General features: G+C 69.6%; 19 protein-coding genes. 4 read left to right on the top strand and 15 right to left on the bottom strand.

What is annotated here, in order from left to right:
• Positions 1-10 precede the first annotated feature (10 nt).
• From ACZ6ZD_RS10555 to ACZ6ZD_RS10535, 5 genes are read right to left on the bottom strand one after another with little or no spacing between them, the layout of a single operon-like run.
• Positions 11-772: a hypothetical protein gene (locus ACZ6ZD_RS10555; protein ID WP_465670493.1), complete on the bottom strand. Its 762-nt coding sequence runs from the start codon at positions 770-772 to the stop codon at positions 11-13.
• Complete coding sequence (locus tag ACZ6ZD_RS10550; protein WP_465670491.1) at positions 769-2,100, bottom strand: glycosyltransferase; 1,332 nt, start codon at positions 2,098-2,100, stop codon at positions 769-771. Before ACZ6ZD_RS10550 ends, ACZ6ZD_RS10555 begins: the two co-directional genes overlap by 4 nt.
• On the bottom strand, positions 2,100-3,197 hold the full coding sequence (locus tag ACZ6ZD_RS10545; RefSeq protein ID WP_465670489.1) for a glycosyltransferase family 4 protein: 1,098 nt from the start codon (positions 3,195-3,197) through the stop codon (positions 2,100-2,102). The genes ACZ6ZD_RS10550 and ACZ6ZD_RS10545 overlap by 1 nt, the downstream gene beginning before the upstream one ends.
• 2 nt (positions 3,198-3,199) lie before the next feature.
• The gene (locus ACZ6ZD_RS10540; protein WP_465670487.1) at positions 3,200-3,988 is read right to left on the bottom strand and encodes an ABC transporter ATP-binding protein; all 789 of its coding nucleotides are present in this window, start codon (positions 3,986-3,988) and stop codon (positions 3,200-3,202) included.
• A gap of 16 nt (positions 3,989-4,004) precedes the next feature.
• Positions 4,005-4,871 carry an ABC transporter permease gene (locus tag ACZ6ZD_RS10535; RefSeq protein WP_465670485.1) on the bottom strand — a complete coding sequence of 289 codons (867 nt, stop codon included), beginning with the start codon at positions 4,869-4,871 and terminating at the stop codon, positions 4,005-4,007.
• Positions 4,872-6,036: 1,165 nt separating this feature from the next.
• On the opposite strand from ACZ6ZD_RS10535, the gene ACZ6ZD_RS10530 reads away from it, so the two are divergent.
• Positions 6,037-7,029 carry a helix-turn-helix domain-containing protein gene (locus ACZ6ZD_RS10530; RefSeq protein ID WP_465670483.1) on the top strand — a complete coding sequence of 331 codons (993 nt, stop codon included), beginning with the start codon at positions 6,037-6,039 and terminating at the stop codon, positions 7,027-7,029.
• Between the two features lie 54 nt (positions 7,030-7,083).
• Here the strand turns inward: ACZ6ZD_RS10530 and ACZ6ZD_RS10525 are convergent, their stop codons facing one another.
• From ACZ6ZD_RS10525 to ACZ6ZD_RS10515, 3 genes are all read right to left on the bottom strand, one after another.
• Positions 7,084-7,509: a hypothetical protein gene (locus ACZ6ZD_RS10525; protein WP_465670481.1), complete on the bottom strand. Its 426-nt coding sequence runs from the start codon at positions 7,507-7,509 to the stop codon at positions 7,084-7,086.
• A 161-nt stretch (positions 7,510-7,670) separates the two neighbouring features.
• The gene (locus tag ACZ6ZD_RS10520) at positions 7,671-8,753 is read right to left on the bottom strand and encodes an aspartate-semialdehyde dehydrogenase (protein ID WP_465670479.1); all 1,083 of its coding nucleotides are present in this window, start codon (positions 8,751-8,753) and stop codon (positions 7,671-7,673) included.
• Positions 8,750-10,018, bottom strand: coding sequence for an aspartate kinase (locus ACZ6ZD_RS10515; RefSeq protein ID WP_171678226.1), 1,269 nt, complete (start codon positions 10,016-10,018; stop codon positions 8,750-8,752). The genes ACZ6ZD_RS10520 and ACZ6ZD_RS10515 overlap by 4 nt, the downstream gene beginning before the upstream one ends.
• A gap of 136 nt (positions 10,019-10,154) precedes the next feature.
• Between ACZ6ZD_RS10515 and ACZ6ZD_RS10510 the strand changes: the two genes are divergently transcribed.
• A complete protein-coding gene (locus tag ACZ6ZD_RS10510) occupies positions 10,155-10,490 on the top strand; it encodes an ArsR/SmtB family transcription factor (RefSeq protein WP_465672666.1) in 336 nt (111 codons plus the stop codon).
• A 32-nt stretch (positions 10,491-10,522) separates the two neighbouring features.
• Positions 10,523-11,143, top strand: coding sequence for a dihydrofolate reductase family protein (locus ACZ6ZD_RS10505; protein ID WP_465670476.1), 621 nt, complete (start codon positions 10,523-10,525; stop codon positions 11,141-11,143).
• On the opposite strand, the gene ACZ6ZD_RS10500 is transcribed toward ACZ6ZD_RS10505, so the two are convergent.
• Positions 11,029-12,240: an MFS transporter gene (locus ACZ6ZD_RS10500; RefSeq protein WP_465670474.1), complete on the bottom strand. Its 1,212-nt coding sequence runs from the start codon at positions 12,238-12,240 to the stop codon at positions 11,029-11,031. The genes ACZ6ZD_RS10505 and ACZ6ZD_RS10500 overlap by 115 nt on opposite strands.
• Before the next feature lie 86 nt (positions 12,241-12,326).
• Here ACZ6ZD_RS10500 and dinB point away from each other — a divergent pair, with 86 nt between their 5' ends.
• A complete protein-coding gene (gene dinB, locus ACZ6ZD_RS10495) occupies positions 12,327-13,511 on the top strand; it encodes a DNA polymerase IV (protein WP_465670472.1) in 1,185 nt (394 codons plus the stop codon).
• Here dinB and ACZ6ZD_RS10490 read toward each other — a convergent pair.
• The 6 genes from ACZ6ZD_RS10490 to ACZ6ZD_RS10465 all read right to left on the bottom strand — a co-directional run bounded on the left by ACZ6ZD_RS10490 (position 13,508) and on the right by ACZ6ZD_RS10465 (position 20,716).
• Positions 13,508-14,164: a hypothetical protein gene (locus tag ACZ6ZD_RS10490; RefSeq protein WP_465670470.1), complete on the bottom strand. Its 657-nt coding sequence runs from the start codon at positions 14,162-14,164 to the stop codon at positions 13,508-13,510. The genes dinB and ACZ6ZD_RS10490 overlap by 4 nt on opposite strands.
• A 1-nt stretch (position 14,165) precedes the next feature.
• Positions 14,166-14,798, bottom strand: coding sequence for a DUF5063 domain-containing protein (locus ACZ6ZD_RS10485; protein WP_465670468.1), 633 nt, complete (start codon positions 14,796-14,798; stop codon positions 14,166-14,168).
• Complete coding sequence (gene recR / locus ACZ6ZD_RS10480) at positions 14,791-15,390, bottom strand: recombination mediator RecR (protein WP_171678221.1); 600 nt, start codon at positions 15,388-15,390, stop codon at positions 14,791-14,793. The genes ACZ6ZD_RS10485 and recR overlap by 8 nt, the downstream gene beginning before the upstream one ends.
• Positions 15,391-15,392: 2 nt before the next feature.
• A complete protein-coding gene (locus ACZ6ZD_RS10475; protein WP_465670465.1) occupies positions 15,393-15,797 on the bottom strand; it encodes a YbaB/EbfC family nucleoid-associated protein in 405 nt (134 codons plus the stop codon).
• 224 nt (positions 15,798-16,021) lie between these two features.
• Positions 16,022-16,594 carry a LysE family translocator gene (locus ACZ6ZD_RS10470; protein ID WP_465672664.1) on the bottom strand — a complete coding sequence of 191 codons (573 nt, stop codon included), beginning with the start codon at positions 16,592-16,594 and terminating at the stop codon, positions 16,022-16,024.
• Between the two features lie 648 nt (positions 16,595-17,242).
• Positions 17,243-20,716: a DNA polymerase III subunit gamma and tau gene (locus ACZ6ZD_RS10465; RefSeq protein WP_465670463.1), complete on the bottom strand. Its 3,474-nt coding sequence runs from the start codon at positions 20,714-20,716 to the stop codon at positions 17,243-17,245.
• Between the last annotated feature and the right edge of the window lie 58 nt (positions 20,717-20,774).

Here is a 20,774-nt window from a genome sequence, read left to right as displayed (position 1 = left end):
GGACATGACCTCAGTGACCTGCCGGGACCTTGAGCGCGTCGAGCTCGCGGCGGGCGGCCGGCAGACCGAGCACGACCGGCCGGTCCGGCCGCTCCTGCCCGAGGTGCCAACCGGCCCAGATCGCGTTCGCGTCCAGGGCGATCACGACATCGGCGTGCGAGAGCAGCTCACGGACGTCGGGACGGGTCTGCACCCGCTTCCAGTACGCCTTGCTGAGGTTCTTGCTGACCCGCGACGTCCGGACGAACTTCACCGGGCCGACCTTCATCACGGCCCGGCCCATCGTCCGGCGGGCGCGCCGGTACCGCCAGCGCACCGCCTGCTGCACCCGCGCCGTCCCCCACGGCATCGGCTCCGGCCGCTTCCGCGGCAGCTTGGCCGGGGCCTGGTCGGCGGCATGGTCGGCGCCCTGGCCGGCGTGCTGCTCGGCCGAGGCCGGCGTCAGGCTCTGCCCGGTGACGGACGCCGGATCCGAGACGGACTCCGGCGCGATGACGGCGTCCGGGGACTCGTCGAACTCGTCGTCCGCGTCGTCGAAGTCGCCGTCGTCGAACTCGTCGGTGTCGTCACCAGCGGTCTCGCCGGTCGGCATCTTGCCCGGGCCGATCAGCGTGAAGGTGTGCACCTTCTCGTCGACGACATCGATCGGCGGCAGCCAGCCGACGACGTCCAGGACCAGCTCGGCGTCACCGCCGAGATCCGCGCGGATGGTGTCGAAGTAGTCCGGCTGCAGCCGCTTGGTGCTCAGCAGCACGACCTTGGCCCCGGTCATGCGGAGACTCCACTCTTGCTCTTGACGACCTCGGCCAGGGCCGTGATCCGCGGGTCCATCACCAGGTCACGGCGGTAGCCGGCGCCGAACTCGCGCGCCTTCTGCCGGATGCCCTCGTCGGCCGTCCGGGCCGCGTGCGCGGCCTCGACCAGCGCGGCGGCGATCGCCTCCGGCGTGACGTCGGTGACCGGGAACCACAGCGGGTGCCCGCGCAGGACGTCGGACGCGGCGTTCTCCGGGTCGTGCACCGAGACGACCGGCAGCCCGGTCGCCAGGTACTCGAAGACCTTGCCGCTGGTCACGTACTTGCCCTTGCCCAGCATCAGCAGCTGGACGTCGAACTCGTCGTACGCCTTGGCGATCTCGGCCTTGCCGACCGGGCCCTCGTAGGAGACGCCCTCGTCGGCGCCCGAGTTGATCGCGGCCAGCATGTCCGGGCGCGGGACGGCGTAGTACCCGAGGTAGCCGTGGATCTTGGCCTTCGCGCCGGCCAGCTCGGCCGACTCCTCGACGGCGACCTTCCAGCCGTCGACGAAGTCCTGCAGCGGGACCTTCGGCGACACCGTACCGACGTACCCGAAGACGAGCGGGCGGTCGCCGACCGGGCCGCGGTCATGGGTGTCCGGGACCAGCTCGGGGTCGAAGCCGTTGGCCACGACATGCATCTTGGCCGCCTGCTCGGGGTAGAGCTCGACGTGCCATTCCTTGATCGGGTCGTTGACGAACCAGACCTCCTGGGCGGCGTCGACGAGCTTCTTCTCCCACTTCGCGGCCCGGCTGTTCGGCTCGTGCAGCCGGTCACCGCTGAAGACGTCGAGCAGCCACGCGTCGCGGTAGTCCATCACGTACGGCACGTTGGCCTTCTCGTGCAGGTGGTACGCGGCGGTGAACGCGACATGCGGGTTCGCGGTGGCGACCGTTAGGTCGACCGGGTGCTCGGCGTGGATCCGGTCCGCCGCCTCTTCGATCACCGATCGCCAGGGGCCGTAGCCATGCTCGGGGAACGGGATCAGGTCCTGCTTGTTACGCCACTTGCTCCACAGCCGCGGGTTACGCGCCCGCGCCTTGGGCCAGCGCCGCAGGTCGGTCTCCATGACCGGCCAGTCGAAGGGCACCCGGACCACCTCGACGGACGGGTCGACCCGGTCCTCGAGCGTCCGGTCGGCTCCGGTGAACCGGTAGAAGGTCTCTCGTTCGGCCGTCAGCACCGTCACCTTCCAGCCGAGCGCGGCGAACCGGTTCGCTGTGGCCAGCGCCCGGTAGACACCGCCACCCCGGCAGGGCGGAAAGCCCCAGGCGACATACAACATATGAGGGCGGTCCGTCATCAACTTCCTCTTAGCAAATTGAGAATCGCGTCGGCCAATTCGTCGTACGGCGTGGTCGTGGGCAAATTGGCGGCTGCCCACTGGAGCGCGTGGTCGCGCAACTTCTCGAGTTCCCCGGGATCCGCGGACCAGCGCCGCAGGGTCTCCGACGCCTCGGCCACCGAGTCCACCAGGACTCCGCCACCGGACTCCTCGATGACCCGAGTCTGCCGTGGCAACCGGGTCGACAGCACGGGAAGACCGCTGGCGAGGTACTCGTAGATCTTGGAGGGCATCGCCTCCACGAAGGCCGGCGTCGGCTGCAACATGGCCAGGCTGGCCCAGGCGCCCTGGGTCAGCTGCCAGGCGTCGGCCGGTGGCTGGCGGCCGTGCAGGCGGACCCGCCCGGCCAGATCGGCCTGCTCGATCCGGGCCTCCAGGGCGTCCCGGTCGCTCGGGGCGACCGGACCGATCAGGTCCAGCGACCAGCCGGGGGCGGCGGCGACCGTCTCGACCATGTCGAACAGCCCGCGGCTGGCCCGCAGGTCACCGACGTACACCGCGCGCGGCTCGCCGGTGGGCGGGGTCAGCGCGAGGAAGGGCACGTAGGGAAAGTTCTGCACGACGAGGCGTTGTTTGGCCTCGTGCGGGGCAAGGTGGGAATCGGCGACGACCGTCAGGTCGGCGCCGGCCGCCAGTTTCGAGCTGGCCCGGACGATCATCCGGGCCGGCAACCCGGCCGGCCCCTTCGCCCACGCGCGGTCGGCGAGCAGGCGGGTGTAGTCCTCGTGGATGTCGGCGACCATCTTGCGCCGGCGCAGCGTGGTGACGAGCCGGGTCACCGGGATCATGTCCGGATCGACGGTCATCACCACCCTGGCCTTGGTCCGCCAGGGCAGCACCGCCGTCCGGGCCAGTCGCTGCACCAGGTTCCCGCGGGGGCCCGCGTGGACGACGGCGCCCGCGGGCCCGCCGTCCGGCTCGCCGAGGCCCCACAGCTCGACCGTGAGGTCACGGTGCTGCAGGGCCGCGGTGATCTTGTGCAGGCGCGCGTCGGCGACGTCGTGCCCGGTCGTGATGATGCCCACGTCCGGCGCCGTACGGCGGGTGTTCGACACGGTCAGAGGTCCTCGAGAGATACAGCTTCGGTGGCGCCGACCTTGAGGAAGTGGGTGTACGCGTCGATGACCTCCTTGGGCTCGCCGCGCATCATCACCTTCCCCTTGTCGATCCAGATGCAGTCGTTGCAGAGTTCGCGAACGCTGCTCATCGCGTGGCTGACCAGGAACATCGTCCGGCTGTTCTCGACGAGTTCCTTCATCTTGGCGGCAGCCTTGGTCTTGAACTGCGCGTCACCGGCCGACAGGGCCTCGTCGATCATCAGGATGTCGGGGTCCATGTGCACGGCGACCGCGAAGGCGACGCGCTGGAACATGCCGGACGAGTACGTCCGCATCGGCATCTCCATGAACCCCTCGCCGAGCTCGGCGAAGGCCTCGATCTCCTCGAACCGCTCCTGCACCTGCTTGCGGGTCAGGCCGGCCGCGAGACCACCGAGAACGATGTTCTCCTTACCGGACAGGGCGGCGTTGAAGCCGACGCCCAGCGACAGCAGCGTGCTGACCCGGCCGTGCACCTCGATCCGGCCCGACGTCGGCGGCAGGATGCCGGCGATCGCCCGCATCAGCGTCGACTTACCGGCGCCGTTGGCGCCGATGATGCCGATCGTGGAACCGTGGTCGACGTCGAAGGAGATGTTCTGGACGGCCTTGACCTCGCGGATCGCGCGCTCGCCGCGGCCGAACCGGACGATCGCGGTCTTGAAGGTCGGCACCCGCTCGAACGTCGTCCGGTAGGTGATCGAGACGTCCTGGACCCGCACCGCGGGGGTGGACGAAGTATTTGACATGGTCTTCTTCTCGGCCTCAGAGACGGACAGCGAACTCACGCTCCCTCGACATGAAGAACAACGAACCGATCACCAGCGCCGCCACGGCCCAGATCACGCCGCCGATCCACATCTCCAGCGGGGGCATCTTGGCCCGGACCAGCAGGTCGGTCCAGCCGCCGATCAGCGAGGTCAGCGGGTTGAACGGCAGGAACGGCTTGAACTTGTCCGGCGCGACCTCCGCGAACCACAGCACCGGTGACAGGTACAGCCAGATCCGCATGAAGTACGGCAGGAAGCTGGCGGTGTCGCGGAAGTACACCTGCAGGGCCGCGAAGATCATGCTCATCCCGGCCGCGAACATCGTCAGCAGGCCCAGGAACACCGGCGCCAGCAGCATCACCCAGCCGAAGGGCCCGCCGACGACCACGTGGATGACGGCGTACACGAACAAGGTCGGGACGAAGCGGAAGAACGCCGTCCGCAGCGCCGACAGCGGGAGCAGCATCCGCGGGAAGGCCATGTTCATCAGCAGCTTGCCGCCGCCGACCACACTGCCCGCGCCGGTCGAGACCGCGCCCTGGAAGTAGTAGAAGACGAACAGACCGCCGCACAGGTGCGCGAACGTCGCCGCCGCGCCCTGCCGGCCGGAGCCGCCGGCGATGATCTGGGTCAGCAAGTAGTAGACCGCGGCGAGCAGCAACGGGTTGATGACCAACCAGATCTGCCCGAAGAAGGTGTTGGTGTTGGCCGCGCGGATACCGGTCCGCGACATCTCGGCCGCGAACACCCGGCGCTCCCAGAGCGCCCGGAAGTAGGGACGCAAGGGCGGCAAGCCGGCCTTGTGCGGCTCGTACACGTGCACCGACGGGTTGAATTCCTCGTCGACGCTAGTCGCGTTCATTCAGGCGACGCCTCTCTCTGCCATGAAGTCCTGTCCACGTTCAGCCGCTGGTGTTCTTTGACCGAACTCCGCCGTTCCCTGGTACGACGGCGGGCCACGCAGACCGGGAAGCAGAGTAGCGGATCGACTCCGGCACCGACGACTCAGCGGTCCTCGACAGTGAGCACCGACGTACGCACCGCAACCGCCGTTCGCCGCGCCACCTGACTCCGATCGTTATCCGGAATATACATTTGACCGCTGGTGACGGCCAAAACGCCTTCCAGCGCACGGAAATCCCGCGCTCTCGATGCTCGGCGGCGGCTTCGGGGAGCACCAGTGAACAAGGTCAAATCCGTGTCAATTCAACGGATTCGACGCGATCGCCGTTCCGGAAGTTCGGAATCGGCCCGGACGCCGTGCCTGGAGTCACATCCGAAAACCGGAATCCGGACCGGCCGGACGACTATCGGCGGGGCCCCAGGGGTGCGTCCTGGCCGGTGGGGAACCGGGCGGCGGACGTCGTGCCCCCGCGTCCCGTGGACAGCCTCACCATCCACGGAGCTCCGCTCGGCACCTCCTGGGCCCCCACGCGAGATCCGATGCCGGCCCGGCCCTGATGGGCGGACCGGGGCCGGGCGGGCACCGGATCGGCGGGCACGATGACCAGGGCGGCGGTCATCGCACCAGAGGCCGGACGCGAAGGCGGCGCCGCTGCAACAGCACCGGGGACGGTCGAGCCGAGGCGTACGGTGTCGCGGTGTTGGCGGCGCGGCACGGTTCGCATCGGACTGTCCTCCTCATCGGCCTCACGATGGAGATGCAACAGTTTGTACACCCTCCGGCACAGCCGGTGATGGCACGGGAGTGCGAGGGCACCGATCCGCCGGGATCGAGATGCAACCGAAACGGGCTCCGCTGACGGAACAGCGATCAAGCGCCAGAATTGGAACAGCAGCCCGGCGGCGCTCAGGTGGTCCGTCGCCGGGCTGCTGGACCTCAATTCTCGCTCACAACTGCGCGGAAATGGTGGCCAGATGGTGACACGGCACAAGAATGCTGACAGGACAACAATTATCGCTGCCCGCATTCATCAGGACACGGACAGTGCGGATCGCACTGGATCGTCCATCCTAGGCTGGAGAGGCGGTAGCGGACGGTGACGGCTTTGGGAAGGGAGGCAGGCGTGGCGAGCACGTCGAACACGGAGCGTGTCGAGCATCTGCGGGTACTCGGGCTCAGCGACGACGAGATCAGGGTCTACCAGCATCTGCTGCGGATCGGTCCGTCGACGATCACCGAGCTGGACGAGGCGATCGCGGACCGCCAGGCGGGGATCGACAGCACGCTGGCCGGGCTCGTCCAGGCCGGTCTGGCCCGCCGCTCGGGCTCGGACCACTCGCGCTTCCTGCCGGTCCCTCCGGACGCCGGTCTGGAGGCGATGACGCTACGCCGGGAGTCCGAGCTCAAGCAGGCCCGGATCGAGGTCCTGAACGCGTACGACGAGTTCCGCCGGACCGTGCACAACGAGTCGACCACGCACCTGATCGAGGTCGTCACCGGGAACGCGATCGTCGAGCGGATCCACCAGATCAAGGGCAGCGCGCAACGCGAGATCCTCGCGATCGACTCCCCGCCGTACTACATCGGCGGCCCGAACCAGGAGGAGATCGACCAGCTCCGCCGCGGCGTCGCCTACCGGGTCGTGTACTCACCGGAGTCGGTCGAGGTGCCCGGCTATCTGACCGAGAACATCCTGCCCTGCGTCGAGGCCGGTGAGCAGGCTCGCGTGCTGCCCGACGTCCCGGCCAAGCTGACGATCATCGACGGCTCGATGGCGTTCGTGTCGATGTCGGTGCGCGACACCGACGTGAACCGCTCGCTCCTGATCATCCGGCCGAGCAGTCTGCTGACCGCGCTGATCGGCATGTTCGAGCTCTGCTGGCGGAACGCGCTACCGCTGCACGCCTCGGTCGGCACGGAGGACGACCGACTGGAGCCCATCGAACGCCGTCTGCTCGCACTGCTGGCCACAGGCGCGGCCGACGACACCATCGCCCGTACTCTCGGCATCAGCCGCCGGACGTTCTTCCGCTACCTGGAGCGGCTGATGAACCGCACCGGCGCCAGCACCCGTTTCCAGCTCGCCCTGCACGCCGCTCGAGAGAGCTGGCTCTGACAGTCGACCCGCAAATCCCCAGTTGGTTTGCGGGTCGACCATCCGGTCAGATCGTCAGAGGTTCAGCGAGATGGCGATGTTGGCCGGGTTCGGGCAGAGGAAGCTGCCGCTCTTCTTCGGGACGGCCTGGGTCGGGAACGTCACGGCGTTGCCCGAGTAGGTGCCCTTGAGGGCGGCGGCGTACGTGCAGCTGATCGGCCGGGTGACCGAGACCGTCCCGGTCAGCGTCGCCTGGTCACCAGGACCGAACGTGAGCTGACCGGAGCCGGTGCCCGCGGCGGAGCAGCTGCTGTCGAGGACGAAGGACTGCAGGTCGACCGCGGCCGGCGGCGGGCCGCCGGCGTAGTTGAGGGTGAAGGCGCAGGTGGTGCTCTGGAACGTGATCGAACCCGTTCCGGTGGCCGCGTAGGCCGGAGTGATCCCGGCGGCGACGACGGCCGCGGCGGCGAGGGCAGACAGGGCAGGCGTACGGAAGCGCATGGCGAACTCCTGGGAGGGAGGGGGCGGATGACATCGCGCGGCAGCTACCGCTAACGACGTTACCGCCTGGTAAATCAGCCCAACCAGACCCAGGAGTCCGCAAATCCGCACTTAACGCGTGGTGTGCGTCACGCTACATTCCGTAATAAGCTGAGAAGTGTTCAGCTCTTCGCCGCGATGAACTCCTTCGCGACGACCTCGGCGATCTGCGCGGTGTTCAGCGCCGCGCCCTTGCGCAGGTTGTCCCCGCAGACGAACAGCTCCAGCGCGTTCGGGTCGTCGAGCGACTTACGGACCCGGCCGACCCAGGTCGGGTCGGTGCCGACGACATCGGCCGGCGTCGGGAACTCGCCCTCGGCCGGGTTGTCGAACAGCAGCACGCCCGGCGCGTCCCGCAGGACCTCGCGGGCCTCGTCGGCGTCCACCTCGTGGGCGAATCGCGCGTGCACCGACAACGAGTGCGTCGTCACGACCGGCACCCGGACGCAGGTCGCGGAGACCTTCAAGTCCGGCAGCCCGAGGATCTTGCGGGACTCGTTCCGGACCTTGAGCTCCTCCGAGCTCCAGCCGGCGTCCTGCAGCGAGCCGGCCCACGGGACGACGTTCAGCGCGAGCGGGGCCGGGAACGGGCCGAGCGCGTTCCCGACGACCCGGCGGACGTCGCCCGGCGTCGTCCCGAGCTCGCGGTTGCCGGCCACCTTGGTCAGCTGGTCGTAGAGCGCGTCGATCCCGTCCTGCCCGGCGCCGGAGGCGGCCTGGTACGACGCGACGACGAGCTGCTCCAGCTCGTAGCGGTGGTGCAGCGCACCCATCGCCACGATCATCGACAGCGTCGTGCAGTTCGGGTTCGAGATGATGCCCTTGGGCCGGTTCCGGGCCGCCTCGGCATTCACCTCGGGAACGACCAGCGGGACGTCCGGATCCATCCGGAAGGCGCCGGAGTTGTCGACGACGACCGCGCCCCGGGCGGCCGCGATCGGCGCCCACTGCGCCGACACGTCGTCCGGGACGTCGAACATCGCGACGTCGATCCCGTCGAAGGCGGTCTCGCTGATCGCGACCACCTCGACCTCCTCGCCGCGGACCTTGAGCCGCTTACCCGCGGACCGCTCGGAGGCGATCAGCCGGATCTCACCCCAGACGTTCTCCCGGGTCGAGAGCAGCGCCAGCATCACCGAGCCGACGGCGCCGGTCGCGCCGACGACCGCGAGCGACGGCAGACCGGCTCGCTCGTCAGCGCTCACCGGCCGGTTCCGCCGTACACGACCGCGCCGGTGTGCTGGTCGTCCAGGTCGAAGGCGGTGTGCGCCGCGGTGACGGCGGCGTCCACCAGGTTCTCGTCGACGACGACCGAGATCCGGATCTCGGAGGTGGAGATCATCTCGATGTTCACGCCGGCGTCCGCGAGCGCGGAGAAGAACTTCGCGGAGACGCCCGGGTGCGAGCGCATCCCGACGCCGACCACGGAGACCTTGCCGATCTGGTCGTCGTACAGCAGCTGCTCGTAGCCGACCTCGTCCTTCATCCGGGCCAGGGCCGACATCGCCCGGGCGCCGTCGGCGCGCGGCAGCGTGAACGAGATGTCGGTGCGGTTGGTGGCCACGGCCGACACGTTCTGGACGATCATGTCGATGTTGGTCTCGGCGCCGGCGACGGTCTCGAAGATCCGGGCGGCCTCACCGGGCTTGTCCGGAACCCCGACCACGGTGATCTTGGCCTCCTTGGTGTCCTGGGCCACGCCGGTGATGATCGCCTGTTCCATCTGATCCAGTTCCTTCGCATCGACGACCCAGGTGCCTTCCTTCTGCGAGAAGGAGGAACGCACGTGGACGGGGACGTTGTAGCGCCGCGCGTACTCCACACAGCGCAGGTGCAGCACCTTGGCGCCGCAGGCGGCCATCTCGAGCATCTCCTCGTAGGAGATCTTCGGGATCTGCTTCGCGGCCGGCACGATCCGCGGGTCCGCGGTGAAGATGCCGTCCACATCGGTGTAGATCTCGCAGTAGTCGGCCTCCAGCGCGGCGGCCAGCGCGACCGCGGTGGTGTCCGACGCGCCGCGGCCCATCGTGGTGATGTCCTTGGTGTCCTGGGCGACGCCCTGGAAACCGGCCACGATCGCGACATGGCCCTCGGCCAGCGCCTCCTCGAGGCGGCCGGGGGTGATGTCGATGATCCGCGCGTTGCCGTGCGCGGACGTGGTGATCACACCGGCCTGCGAGCCGGTGAAACTGCGCGCCTCGTAACCGAGGTTCGCGATCGCCATCGCCAGCAGCGCGGCCGAGATGCGCTCACCGGAGGTGAGCAGCATGTCCAGCTCGCGCGGGGGCGGCAGCGGGGAGACCTGTTGAGCCAGGTCCATCAGTTCGTCGGTGGTGTCGCCCATCGCGGAGATGACGACGACCACGTCGTTGCCGGCCTTCTTCGTCGCGACGATCCGTTGGGCCACACGCTTGATGCAATCGGCATCGGCGACCGAAGAACCGCCGTACTTGTGCACGACGCGTCCCACAGGGTGTCTCCTCAAACCACTGGTTGCGGTACGCCGTGCGGCGCTGCACCAGGCGTAGTCGTTCGCCCCATCTTAGCCGTGACCTCGTCGTTGCCTACCGGTGAACCACTTGTTGATATAAGTGCGGACGGAAACAATGCTCGGTGTGCATGCGTTCGACATCCTCGGCGACCCGGTCCGGCGGCGGATTCTGGAGCTGCTGGCCGACGGCGAGCTCCCGGCCGGGAGTATCGCCGCGACCATCGGCGACGAGTTCGGCATCAGCCAGCCGGCCGTCTCCCAGCATCTGAAGGTCCTGCGCGACAACGGGTTCGCCACCGTCACCGTGGCCGGCACCCGGCGCCTGTACGCCGTCGCGCCCGGCCCGTTGCGCGAGGTCGACGACTGGCTGGACCGGTACCGTAAGTTCTGGGTCAACCGGCTCGACGCGCTCGAGACCGAGATCCGCCGAGGACGCCGCGAGAACAAGTAACAACCTTCCGCCCGCTGTCTGCATCGTGATTGATGACGACCATGGAGGAGGGGCGGATGCGCGCGATCATCGCCAAGTTGTGCATGTCGGAGGACGGCATCGTGGACCGGCCGGAGCGGTGGCTCCCGGCGCCGGCGCTGGGCAGTGTGATCGAGGACCTCGCCGCCGGGACGAACACCGTCCTGCTCGGCCGCCGGACCTACGAGCAGTACGCCGGCTCGGTCGCCGGGCTGCAGTCGGTCCGCAAACTCGTGATCGCCTCGACTCCGGTCGCCTATCACCCGCACAGCGAAGTCCTGAAGGGCGATCCGCGGCGGGTGCTGACGGCGCTCAAGCAGATCCCGGGCCCGGACCTGCATGTCCTGGGCAGCCTCGGTCTGATCCGCTCACTCCTGCGGTGGCGGCTGCTGGACGACGTGTCGATCCAGATCCACCCGATGCGCGCCGGTCAGGGCACTGTGCTGGACCGGCGGTCGTTCAAGCTGATCTCACTGTGCGCCGGGGCCTCCGGGACGCTGGAGGCCGGCTACAAGGTGCACTACGCCGTGACCGGCGCACTCGCCACTGCCGACTCGACGGCTCGATGGGGCGGCACCCGGAGGACTGCGAGCGTTCCGACCACTGCCAGGCCGGCCATCAGGGCCCACGCGTAACGGACGCCGAGCGTCTCCACCACTCCACCACCGATAGCCGAGCCGGCGGCTGAGCCGATCATGCCGCCGCTCAGCATCCAGCCGAAGATCTCAGTCCGTGCGGACGCCGGCGTCATCACGCCTAGCCGCTCGTACAGCGCACCGACGGTCGGTGCGATCAGACAGCCGGCTGCGAACAGCATCACCGCCAGCGCCACCACCGATGCGGTCGCGAACACACAACCTGCAGTCAGTACGGCGAAGGCGAGCATGCGACGCCAGACGTACGAGTCGTGGCGGCCGGGCAGCGCACCGCCGATCAGACCACCGATCAGACTGCCCAGCGCGACCACGGTCTCCAGGACGCCGGCGATCAGCCGATTGCCGTGGTGGTCAGCGAACGCGACGATGCCGATCGACATCGAGGCGAAGCCCATCACCATGCAGGCGAAGGCGATCAGTAACGGCAGCCGGTGCCGATGCAGCAGGAGTACCCGCACATTCGGGCGCGGCCCCTCTTCGGTCTCGTCCTTCGGCGCATGCGGCTCCTGCTTCAGGCCGAACCACCAGATAGACACAGCGGCGGCCGCGGCGCAGGCCAACAGACCTGCGCGCGGGCTGGCGACACTGACCACGATGGCGCCCAGCATCGGGCCGATGACGAACAAGAGCTCAGTAGCGGACGCGTCCAGCGCGTAGATCGCCCTGAGCCGGGCGCCCTGGACCAGCCGCGGCCAGGCGGCTCGGACAGAGGATGCGACCGGTGAGACGAACAGACCGGACAGAGCGGCGGCTACCGGCAGCAGCCGGAACCAGCTGTCCGGGAGCAATGCGACCACGGCCATCAGCACGGCCCACGCCATACCGGTGCTGATGATCACCCAGCGGGCGTCCTTGCGGTCGACCAGGCGCGCCCAGATCACGCTCGCGACCGCCGTCCCGACGGCGTAGCCACCGGCCACGACGCCGGCCCAGCCGAAGTTCCCGGAGGCATCCTTGGCCAGGAACGCGAGCGGCACGATCGTCGCCATCACCGGCATCCGCGCGACCAGCGCCGCCGCGAGGAGCACCATCACGCCGGGCGTGCGCCACAGGTCGCGGTACGACGTCAGGTCCATGAAGGTGATTCTGTCCTGACAAAGTCGGGCGGCGCCTCGGGATTTCTCCCTATCTTGCCGGGCTGAGTCTATGCGAACATATGTTCGTGCTCGCGACGATTCTGCATGCCGACCTGGACGCGTTCTACGCGTCGGTCGAGCAGCGGGACGACGTCCGCCTGCGCGGGCGCCCGGTGATCGTGGGGGCGGGCGTCGTCCTGGCGTGTAGTTACGAGGCCAAGGCATGCGGCGTCCGGACGGCGATGAACGGGCGGCAGGCGCGCGAACGCTGCCCCGGCGCGATCGTGGTCGAACCGCGGATGTCGGCGTACTCCGAGGCCAGCAAGGCCGTCTTCAAGGTTTTCGAGGACACCACGCCGCTGGTCGAGGGGCTGTCGATCGACGAGGCGTTCCTGGACGTCGGCGGCCTCGCGAAGATCTCCGGGACGCCGGTCGAGATCGCGACCCGGCTGCGGGCCGAGGTGCTGTCCCAGGTCGGGCTGCCGATCACGGTCGGCGTCGCGCGGACGAAGTTCCTGGCCAAGGTGGCCAGCGGGGTCGCCAAGCCGAACGGGCTGCTCGAGGTGGCGCCGGCGCATGAGCTGGAGTTCCTGCATCCGTTGGATGTTTCGCGGTTGTGGGGCGTGGGTTCGGTGACCGCGGAGAAGCTGCGGACGCGCGGGCTGACGACGGTCGGCGACGTCGCCCAGCTCCCGGAGGCGGCCCTGGTCGCGATGCTCGGCCGCGCCTCCGGCCGGCATCTGCACGCGCTCGCCCACAACCGCGACCCGCGGCCGATCGAGGTCGGCCGGCGCCGGCGTTCGATCGGCTCGCAGCGCGCGCTGGGCCGATCGCCGAAGTCCCCGGCGACGCTGGATGCGATCCTGGCCGGGCTGGTCGATCGCGTCACCCGGCGGATGCGTTCCGCCGGTCGCTCCGGGCGGACGGTGACGCTGCGGCTGCGGTTCGACGACTTCACCCGCGCGACCCGCTCCCACACGTTGCCGCAGGCAACTGATCAGACGCGCGCGGTGCTGATCACCGCCCGCGCGCTGCTGGCCGCGGCCGAGCCGCTCGTCACCGCGCAGGGCCTGACGATGATCGGCATCTCGGTCGGCAACCTGGAGAACGAGGCCGACCTGCAGCTCGCGCTCCCCTTCGACAAAGCGGCCAACGACGAGCTGGATTCCGCTCTGGACAAGGTGAAAGACAAGTTCGGCGCCAACGCGATCACCCGCGGCGTCCTCCTCGGCCGCGATCAAGGTCTGACGATGCCGATGCTCCCGGACTAGGAGCGCGGGTAGCCGATCTCGGCGATCCCTTCCCCCAAATCGCTCAGCCGACGCTCCCGGTTGAGCGACGTCACGACGTACTCGGTGAGCGGCATCAGCGCGTAGATGTGCCGGATCGGCTCGAGGTCGAGGGCCAGCTCGTAGTAGTCCTCGGCGAAGGTCAGGTAGGCCTCGGGGCTCCCGTCGGCCAGCAGCTCGAAGAGCTTCTCCGCGCCGTCCTGCTCGACGCCCCGCACCGGGCCCGCGCGCCAGCCGTCGTCCGCGGTGGTCCGCCAGAAGCAGACCGTCGCGCGCGGGATCCCCTCTTCGTCGGCGAAGGCCGGTTCGTCTCGCGCCGCGTCGAACACCTCCGGGACGCCGTCCCGCAGCCCCGGCCAGAGCTGCAGCTCGTTCACGTACGGCGACATCGGCGACTCGTGGTCGAACCCGTAGGCGAAGGCGCCCGCGGCCGAGAACACGATCGAGTACTCGTTCCCCGAGCCGTCGCGCATCAACGCGGCCTCCTCGGTGGCCGACCAGCGCGCGTCGAAGGCGAAGTACGGCAGGGCGTCGTCATCGCCGTTCAGCACCAGATCGAGGACGGCGAGCGCGCGACTGACCCGGCGGACCGCTCGGATATCGGGCAGTCGCCGGATCAGTTCGTGAACGGACACCTCAGCGGCGCTGAACGGCTTCCTCGGCGACCTCGACCAGCTCGCGGTCGGTCGCCTCGGTCTCCGGGTCGTGCGCCGGCTCCAGCCGGTCGTGCGCGATCAGCGACTGGATCGCCCGCAGGACGGCGCTCGCCGCGGCGCCCCAGGTAGAGACGTAGGAGAACTGCCACCACCACAGCGCCTCGACGACCCGGCCCTCTTCGTAGTGGGCCAGCCCGTGCACGAGGTCGGTCGCGATCGCGGTCAGGTCGTCGGAGAGCCGGTTGACGGTGATCTCCGGCGGCAGCGCGTACGGGTCGAAGACCTCGGCGTACTCGTCGAGCCCCTCGAACAGCACGGCCAGCCGGTCGCGCATCGCGTCCAGATCCGGATCCGGGCCGGCGTCCGACTCGAACCGCTCCTCCGGCACGAAGTCCTCGAACGCGCCGAGCCGGCCGCCGGCCAGCAGCAGCTGGCTGACCTCCAGCAGCAGGTACGGCAGCGAGGCGAGCCCCTCGTCGACGCCGTCCTCATCCGGCTGCGCGGCGATGTCGCGCACCGAGATCAGGAAGCTCCGCACCTGGTCGGCGATCTGTTCCGCGAACTCCGTCAGGTCCTCGGCGTCCGTCCGCTCAGTCATATCAATTTCAGTCATCGATCGATCGTCGCCCTTCAAACGCCCGTCCGAGTGTGACCTCGTCGGCGTACTCGAGATCACCGCCTACAGGAAGTCCACTAGCCAATCGGGTGACGCGCAACCCCATGGGCCGCAGCAGGCGGCTCAGGTACGTCGCGGTCGCCTCACCCTCGAGATTCGGATCCGTGGCGAGGATGATCTCCATCACCTCACCGCTGGCCAGCCGCTGCATCAGCTCCTTGATCCGCAGCTCGTCCGGCCCGATGCCCTCGATCGGCGAGATCGCCCCGCCGAGTACGTGGTACCGGCCGCGGAACTCGCGGGTCCGCTCGATGGCGACCACGTCCTTGGCCTCTTCGACCACGCAGATCAGGCTCAGGTCCCGGCGCGGGTCGCGGCAGATCCGGCACTGCGTCTCCTCCGAGACGTTGCCGCAGATCTCGCAGAACTTGACCTTCTCCTTGACCTGCACCAGTACATGCGCCAGCCGCCGGACGTCGGTCTCATCGGCGGCCAGCAAGTGGAACGCGATCCGCTGCGCGGACTTGGGGCCCACACCCGGCAACCGGCCGAGCTCGTCGATCAGGTCCTGAACGGCCCCTTCGTACACGTCTAACCCGGGTTCTGACCGGGCTGGCCGGTCGCGCTACCCGGGTTCGAGAACCCGATCCCCGGGCCGCCGCCCAACCCCGGCAGACCACCGGGCGCACCCGGCCCCTCGGACCCCAGACCGGGAATCCCACCGGCCAGCGGACCCATCGCCTTGGCGGCCTCGGCCTTCGCGTTCTCCGAGGCGTCCCGGACCGCGGCCACGATCAGATCGGCCAGCGTCTCGGTGTCCTCCGGATCGACGACGTCCTTCCCGATCTCCAGCCGCAACAGCTCGCCCGTCCCCGACACCACAGCCGTCACCAGCCCGCCACCGGCCGACCCGGTGACCTCCTGGCTCTCCAGATCCGCCTGCGCGCGCATGAGCTGGTCCTGCATCGCCTGCGCCTGCGCAAGCAGATTGGACATGTCAAACCCGCCGGACCCGCCACCGTCGAACACGCGATCTCCTCATCGAGCCGCCACCTGGACGCCACCAACCCTAGCCGGTCCCGCACACCCCCCACGTAACCCCCAGAAACCAGCCGGTCTCCCCGAGTTATCCACAACCCTGTCCAGAACTTTGTCCACAGCCCTGTGGAAACTGTGGACACCCGCGCCCCTCACCCACAGCCCACTCCACCCGCTGGGGATCAGCGCTGCAGCGCGAGTCGCGCCCCGAGCCCAATGAACAGCCCGCCGGTAGTCACGTCCAACCTGCGCCGAGCCCGCTCCCGCGCCCGCAACCAGCCCCCAATCCGCCCGGCAGCCACGCCCACCGTCCCGTCCACCACGAACTCGATCACCACCAGCACCGCCCCCAGCACCGCGAACTGCAACCACAGCTGCCCCCGCGCCGGATCCACGAACTGCGGCAAGAACGCCAACGTGAACGTCACCATCTTCGGATTCACCAGATTCGTCAGCAGCCCCATCGAATAGGCCCGCCGCCCAGACACCCCACCCACGCCGTCCACATCCACGCCGCGCCCGCGCTTCCGAATCATCTGGACGCCCAGAAACACCAAATACATCCCGCCCAGCACCCGAGTCACCGCAAACGCCGCCGGCACCGCCGCAAACAAAGCCACCAACCCAGCCGCCGCCAACACCACATGCACAACCTCACTGGTAGCCACCCCCGCCGTAGCCAACAACCCAGCCCGAGGCCCACCCCGAACCCCACACCCCAACACAAACAACATGTCCGGCCCCGGCACCACCATCGCCACCGCAGTAGTCACCACAAACGCCAACAACACCCGCTCATCCACACCGCACCCCTTCCACCCCCACCCAAGTACCCGCCCCCACCCCCCTCACCCTCCCCCACGCCAAGCCAGCCGCCCCCTCACCTGTGCTCCCCGGCCACCCTCCGCCGCCCCCAACGCATGCCACAGCCCCGCCAAGCTGACCGCCACCTCACCCCCGCCGAGCCGCGCCGACCGCACTCTCACCTGGGCTTCCCGGCCACGCTCCACCGTCCCCCCAGCGCATGCCACAGCCTCGCCGAGCTGACCGCCACCTCACCCACGCCGAGCCAGCCGCGCCGACCGCACCCCTCACCGGCGTCTCACCCACGCTGAGCGCCCACGACGGCGCCCTCACCTGTTGCTCCTGAGCCCCGAGCCCCAGCCGCCCTCCCGCCGTCCCACCACGCGCACGCCACAGCCCCCGCCCGGCCCCGCGGCCGACGGCCCAGCGGTGGAATCGACCAAGCGTGCCCACCGCAGCACAAATCACCTGCGGCAGAACAGCCGCAGGTCGTGCAGGACCACACCACAGGGTCGTGCGGGACTACATCGCAGGCCGTGCGGGACTACGTCGCGGGTCGCGCGGGCCTACCCAGCCCGCGCACCGTCGTGTAAATCAGGTCAGTTCACTTCTTCGGTGATGATCTGCGCGCCGAGCGTGTCCCGCAGGAGATCGGTATGCGACCGCGAGTCCTCCTCGAGGACAACATCATCCTCACCGATCGCGTCAGCCTCCTGCTCCGGAGTCAACGGCACCTCAGCCGCCGTCGGCGCAGCCGCGTTCCGCAACGCCTGCTCAGCCGCGACAGCAGCCTCAGCAGCCCGCCGCTTACTAGCAGCCTGCTGCCGCCGATCCTCCGGCGCCGCCTGCCCAGGCGCCTCCTGCACAGACCCAGCCGGAGGACGCGCCGCCCCACCCGCCTCCCAAGGATCCTGCTCCGCAGGCACGTCGTACTCCGAGTCCGGCGGCTCCTGAAGCGCCACCGCCCCCAACTCATCCCCCCAAGCCCCAGTCCGCCCCCCACCACCCGAGCCCACCTGCCCGGCACCGCCCGCCCCCGAACCACCAGCCCCACCACTGCCCAGCCCAGCCCCACCCGGACCCGCGCTACCCGACCCGCCATGCCCCATCGCCGCACCACCCGGCCCAGCGTTACCCGGCCCGGCGTTGCCCGGCCCGGCGTTGCCCGTCCCGGCGTTCCCCGTCCCGGCGTTCCCGGTCCCGGCGTTCCCGGTCCCAGGGTTGCCCGTCCCGGCGTTCCCCGTCCCGGCGTTCCCGGTCCCGGCGTTCCCGGTCCCAGGGTTGCCCGGCCCGGCGTTGCCCGACCCGCCGTGACCCATCCCCGCACCACCTGGCCCAGCATTGCCCGGCCCAGCGTTGCTCCCCCCAGCCCCACCCGAGCCGGCACTACCCAGCCCCGCACCACCCGCCGCAGCCCCGACCACTCCCGCTGCAGTCCCGGCACCCACATCACCACTCACAGCGCCGCCGACAGACTCGCCCCCAGCCAAACCACCCGGCGCGCCGTTACCAACACCACCACCGCTGCCCGGCCCGGTGCTGCCAGACCCAGAACCACCGAGACCCGGCGCAGCCCCGCCCACACCCGCCGCAGCCCCAGCACCCACATCACCACTCACAGCGCCGCCGGCAAACTCGCCCCCAGCCAAACCACCCGGCGCGCCGTTACCAACACCACCACCGTTACCCGTCCCGGTGCCGCCAGACCCAGAACCACCGAGACCCGCCGCAGCCCCACCCACTGCCGCCGCGGCCCCGGCACCAACCTGCCCATTCCCAGCGCCGCCGACGAACTCGCCCTCAGCCGAACCGCCCGGCGCGCTGCTACCAGAGCCACCACCGCTGCCCGGCCCGGTACTGCCAGCCCCAGCACCACCGTAACCCGGCGCAGCCCCACCCGCTCCCGCCGAACCACCCGGCGCCTCGAACCCCGCCGTACCAGCCCCACCCTGCGGCCCGCGCGGAGCCGCAGGCGCACCGCCGGACCCACCGCCCGCCCCAGGATCGGCAGACGGATCCACCACAGCCTCGATCCGCCGATTCAGCCCGATCGTGTCGATCATCGCCTGCCGCAAGATCTCATCACTGCCGGACCGCGCGAAACTTTCCCGAGCCCCCGCGTTCACCAACCCCAACGTCAAAGTCTGACCATCAACAGCAATGACCTGCGCGTTCTGGCTCAGCATGATCCACGCGAACCGCCGCTTGGTCTTCACCGCCTCCAACACCTGCGGCCACAACCGCCGCACATCCCCCAACCCAACGGCCCCAGCCGAAGGCGACCCCACCGGCGCACTGACCCCACCCGCCGACGCACCCCCAGCAACAGCACCACCCGCACCGCCACCAGCGACATCCGCACCACCAACCGCCGGCGCCCCAGCCGCCTCTACCCCCGAACCACCACCGCCCGCAGGCTCATCCCCCCAAGCGCCTTGCCGGCTCCCCGACGCCACCGCACCACCGGCCACCGCACCGCCAGCTGTCGCGCCACCGGCAGTCGCACCGCCAGCCGTCGTCCCACCGGCAGTCGTCCCACTAGCGGACGCGCCACCGTCCGCCGTACCCCCAGCACTGCCCACACCATGCCCGCCGCCAGACTCCGCGGCCGCCGACCCAGCCGCCGCCTCGGCGGCACCAGCCCCGTCCTCACCGCCAGCTTGGTCCTGCCCACCGGCGTCCACTACCGCCCCGGCCCCACCGCCCTGCGCGTCACCAGCCACAGAACCACCAGCCGCACCGGACGCCGCACCCGCTACACCACCGCTAGCCGCAACCCCGCCACCACCGGGTTCCGCCGTCCCGACTCCTGCGGCCGCCCGCGCCGCCGCGCGACTGGACGCCGCGTCGGGCGCCGGGGCACCAGGCACCGGCGCGTACGCCGCACCCGACTCCGGACCACCAGCGATCGCGAGCCGACGCTCCATCCGGTCCAGGCGAGCCTGAATCCCGTTCGTCGAATCATCCGCGCCCGGCAGCAACACCTTCGCGCAGATCAGCTCCAGCTGCAGCCGAGGCGCAGTCGCACCGCGCATCTCCAACAGCCCGGCAGCAACAATGTCCGCCGCCCGAGTCAGCTCCGCAGCGCCAATCCCCGCCGCTTGCGTCTGCAGCCGCTGCCCCTGGTCCTCAGCGGCCTCGATCAGCCCGGACGCAACGGCATTCGGCACCGCCGACAGAATCACCAGATCACGCAGCCGCCGCAGCAGGTCCTCGGCGAACCGCTTCGGATCCTGGCCGGTCTCGATGACCTTCTCGACCGTCTCGAAAACAGCCCGGCTGTCATGCGCCGCGAAGCCGTCGACGCACGTGTCGAGCAGCGAATCCGGCGTGAAACCGAGCAGCGCGACGGCAAGCTCGTACGTGACGCCCTCGGGCCCCGCGCCGCCGATCAGCTGATCCAGCACGCTCAGCGAGTCACGCACCGAGCCGGCGCCTGCGCGGACGACCAGCGGCAGCGCGGCCGACTCGATCGAGACACCCTCGGACTGGCACAGCGTCGCCATGTAATCGCCGAGCGCCTTCGGCGGGACCAGCCGGAACGGGTAGTGATGCGTCCGGGACCGGATCGTCCCGATCACCTTGTCGGGCTCGGTCGTCGCGAAGATGAACTTCAGATGCGGCGGCGGCTCCTCGACCAGCTTCAGCAGGGCGTTGAAGCCCTGCGTGGTCACCATGTGCGCCTCGTCGATGATGTAGATCTTGTAGCGGCTCTCGACCGGCGCGAAGAACGCCCGTTCGCGCAGGTCACGCGCGTCGTCGACACCACCGTGCGACGCGGCGTCGATCTCGATCACGTCGATACTGCCCGGGCCGCCGCGGGCCAGGTCGGTACAGGACTTGCAGACCCCGCACGGCTCGGCGATCGGGCCCTTCTCGCAGTTGATCGCGCGCGCCAGGATCCGGGCGCTGGTGGTCTTACCGCACCCGCGCGGCCCGGAGAACAGATAGGCGTGGTTGACCCGGTTGTTGCTCAGCGCGTTCCGCAGCGGCGCGGTGACGTGATCCTGCCCGATGACCTCGGCGAACGTCTCCGGGCGATACCGGCGGTACAACGCAAGGGGTGCTTCCACGCCCGCAACCCTAGCGCCGCCGACCGACAAAACCATCTCCGACCGATCCCGCCCCGCC

It is taken from the genome of Kribbella sp. NPDC104218 (genome assembly GCF_055584105.1).
Note: the sequence above shows the minus strand (reverse complement) of the source record. Positions and strands in the feature narration are given on the sequence as shown.

Coding starts and splice junctions, on each gene's coding strand:
- ACZ6ZD_RS10555 (WP_465670493.1), bottom strand. CDS start 772: ATGACCGGGGCCAAGGTCGTGCTGCTGAGCACCAAGCGGCTGCAGCCG.
- ACZ6ZD_RS10550 (WP_465670491.1), bottom strand. CDS start 2,100: ATGACGGACCGCCCTCATATGTTGTATGTCGCCTGGGGCTTTCCGCCC.
- ACZ6ZD_RS10540 (WP_465670487.1), bottom strand. CDS start 3,988: ATGTCAAATACTTCGTCCACCCCCGCGGTGCGGGTCCAGGACGTCTCG.
- ACZ6ZD_RS10535 (WP_465670485.1), bottom strand. CDS start 4,871: ATGAACGCGACTAGCGTCGACGAGGAATTCAACCCGTCGGTGCACGTG.
- ACZ6ZD_RS10525 (WP_465670481.1), bottom strand. CDS start 7,509: ATGCGCTTCCGTACGCCTGCCCTGTCTGCCCTCGCCGCCGCGGCCGTC.
- ACZ6ZD_RS10510 (WP_465672666.1), top strand. CDS start 10,155: ATGCTCGGTGTGCATGCGTTCGACATCCTCGGCGACCCGGTCCGGCGG.
- ACZ6ZD_RS10505 (WP_465670476.1), top strand. CDS start 10,523: ATGACGACCATGGAGGAGGGGCGGATGCGCGCGATCATCGCCAAGTTG.
- ACZ6ZD_RS10500 (WP_465670474.1), bottom strand. CDS start 12,240: ATGGACCTGACGTCGTACCGCGACCTGTGGCGCACGCCCGGCGTGATG.
- ACZ6ZD_RS10485 (WP_465670468.1), bottom strand. CDS start 14,798: ATGACTGAAATTGATATGACTGAGCGGACGGACGCCGAGGACCTGACG.
- ACZ6ZD_RS10475 (WP_465670465.1), bottom strand. CDS start 15,797: ATGTCCAATCTGCTTGCGCAGGCGCAGGCGATGCAGGACCAGCTCATG.
- ACZ6ZD_RS10470 (WP_465672664.1), bottom strand. CDS start 16,594: ATGGTGGTGCCGGGGCCGGACATGTTGTTTGTGTTGGGGTGTGGGGTT.